This window comes from Kribbella antiqua, assembly GCF_004345665.1.
GTDB lineage: Bacteria > Actinomycetota > Actinomycetes > Propionibacteriales > Kribbellaceae > Kribbella > Kribbella antiqua.
In genome coordinates this window covers 1,867-4,667 of record NZ_SLWR01000025.1, presented here as the reverse complement: position 1 = coordinate 4,667, position 2,801 = coordinate 1,867, and the positions used below count along the sequence as shown (strand labels likewise).

Annotated in this window: 1 rRNA gene (running past one end of the window); it reads right to left on the bottom strand. The window is 56.2% G+C overall.

Annotated elements, in window-relative coordinates:
- Nucleotides 1–2,801: ribosomal RNA gene (locus EV646_RS38665) — 23S ribosomal RNA — on the bottom strand (its annotated part continues 150 nt past the right edge of the window); the annotation flags it as partial.

Here is a 2,801-nt window from a genome sequence, read left to right as displayed (position 1 = left end):
CACACGTTGCCGTGCTTCCACTTCTGGCCTATCAACCCAGTGGTCTACTGGGGGCCTTACCCGGTTAACCCGGTGGGAGACCTCATCTTGAAGCGTGCTTCCCGCTTAGATGCTTTCAGCGGTTATCACTCCCGAACGTAGCCAACCAGCCGTGCTCCTGGCGGAACAACTGGCACACCAGAGGTTCGTCCACCCCGGTCCTCTCGTACTAGGGGCAGCCCTTCTCAAGTCTCCTGCGCGCGCAGCGGATAGGGACCGAACTGTCTCACGACGTTCTAAACCCAGCTCGCGTGCCGCTTTAATGGGCGAACAGCCCAACCCTTGGGACCTACTCCAGCCCCAGGATGCGACGAGCCGACATCGAGGTGCCAAACCATCCCGTCGATATGGACTCTTGGGGAAGATCAGCCTGTTATCCCCGGGGTACCTTTTATCCGTTGAGCGACGGTGCTCCCACATGCCACCGCCGGATCACTAGTTCCGACTTTCGTCCCTGCTCGACATGTCTGTCTCACAGTCAAGCTCCCTTGTGCACTTACACTCGACACCTGATTGCCAACCAGGCTGAGGGAACCTTTGAGCGCCTCCGTTACCTTTTAGGAGGCGACCGCCCCAGTCAAACTACCCACCAGGCACTGTCCCTGATCCGGATAACGGACCAAAGTTAGACAGCCAGAACAACCAGAGTGGTATTTCAACGATGACTCCACCCGAACTGGCGTCCGAGCTTCACAGTCTCCCACCTATCCTACACAAGTTGTACCGACCACCAATACCAAGTTGTAGTAAAGGTCCCGGGGTCTTTCCGTCCTGCTGCGCGTAACGAGCATCTTTACTCGTAATGCAATTTCGCCGAGTCCACGGTTGAGACAGCGCCCAAGTCGTTACGCCATTCGTGCAGGTCGGAACTTACCCGACAAGGAATTTCGCTACCTTAGGATGGTTATAGTTACCACCGCCGTTTACTGGCGCTTAAGTTCAAAGCTTCGCCGGCCCTAAAGCCAGCTAACCTGTCCCCTTAACGTTCCAGCACCGGGCAGGCGTCAGTCCGTATACATCGAATTACTTCTTCGCACGGACCTGTGTTTTTAGTAAACAGTCGCTTGGGCCTGGTCTCTGCGGCCATCACCGCCTCGGTGAGCAAGTCACCTAACGGATCCGGCCCCCCTTCTCCCGAAGTTACGGGGGCATTTTGCCGAGTTCCTTAACCATGGTTCACTCGATCGCCTTGGTATTCTCTACCTGATCACCTGTGTCGGTTTGGGGTACGGGCGGCTCTAACACTCACTGCGAAGTTTTTCTCGGCAGCATGGGATCATCCACTTCCCCTAAACGGGTCCGCCTCGGCTCTCAGGCTATGTGAGACACGGATTTGCCTATGCCTCGCCCTACCACCTTGCCCGCGGATCAGCTTGCGCCTACCATCGCCGCGGTTGGACTACCCTCCTGCGTCACTCCTCAATGCACCTACTACCACCTCGGGCCGGAGCTTCCGCCACGCCGCCCGAAGGCATTGTGGTTTCAGATCCTTAGCATCAGCGGGTTCGGTCGGGTCGTGTTAATGCCGGTACGGGAATATCAACCCGTTGTCCATCGACTACGCCTGTCGGCCTCGCCTTAGGTCCCGACTTACCCAGGGCAGATTAGCTTGACCCTGGAACCCTTGATCATCCGGCGGACGGGTTTCTCACCCGTCATTCGCTACTCATGCCTGCATTCTCACTCGTGCAGCATCCACAACTCCATCACTAGGCTGCTTCACACGCTGCACGACGCTCCCCTACCCATCCACACACCTGGACCAAAACCAAAGTCTTGGCCGGGTTCATGTGTGAATGCCACAGCTTCGGCGGATTGCTTGAGCCCCGCTACATTGTCGGCGCGGAATCACTTGACCAGTGAGCTATTACGCACTCTTTCAAGGGTGGCTGCTTCTAAGCCAACCTCCTGGTTGTCTGGGCAACTCCACATCCTTTTCCACTTAGCAATCGCTTAGGGGCCTTAGCTGGTGATCTGGGCTGTTTCCCTCTCGACTACGGAGCTTATCCCCCGCAGTCTCACTGCCGCGCTCTCACTTACCGGCATTCGGAGTTTGGCTGATTTCGGTAAGCCGGTAAGCCCCCTAGACCATCCAGTGCTCTACCTCCGGTAAGAAACACACGACGCTGCACCTATATGCATTTCGGGGAGAACCAGCTATCACGGAGTTTGATTGGCCTTTCACCCCTATCCACAGGTCATCCCCCAGGTTTTCAACCCTGGTGGGTTCGGTCCTCCACGCGGTCTTACCCACGCTTCAACCTGCCCATGGATAGATCACTCCGCTTCGGGTCTAGAGCATGCGACTCAAACGCCCTATTCAGACTCGCTTTCGCTACGGCTACCCCACACGGGTTAACCTCGCCACACACCACTAACTCGCAGGCTCATTCTTCAAAAGGCACGCCGTCACACCCCACAAGGAGATGCTCCGACGGATTGTAGGCAACCGGTTTCAGGTACTATTTCACTCCCCTCCCGGGGTACTTTTCATCTTTCCCTCACGGTACTAGTCCGCTATCGGTCACCAAGAAGTATTTAGGCTTAGCGGGTGGTCCCGCCAGATTCACACGAGATTTCAAGAGTCCCGTGCTACTTGGGAAAACACTCGAGAGTCACTGTCTTACGCCTACGGGGCCATAACCCACTACGGCTCAACATTCCAGAAGATTCGACTTCAACAGCGATTTATAACTCTCTGACACCACGGCATTAGCGTCTGAATGCTCCCACAACCCCATATACGCAACGCACGCCGGCCA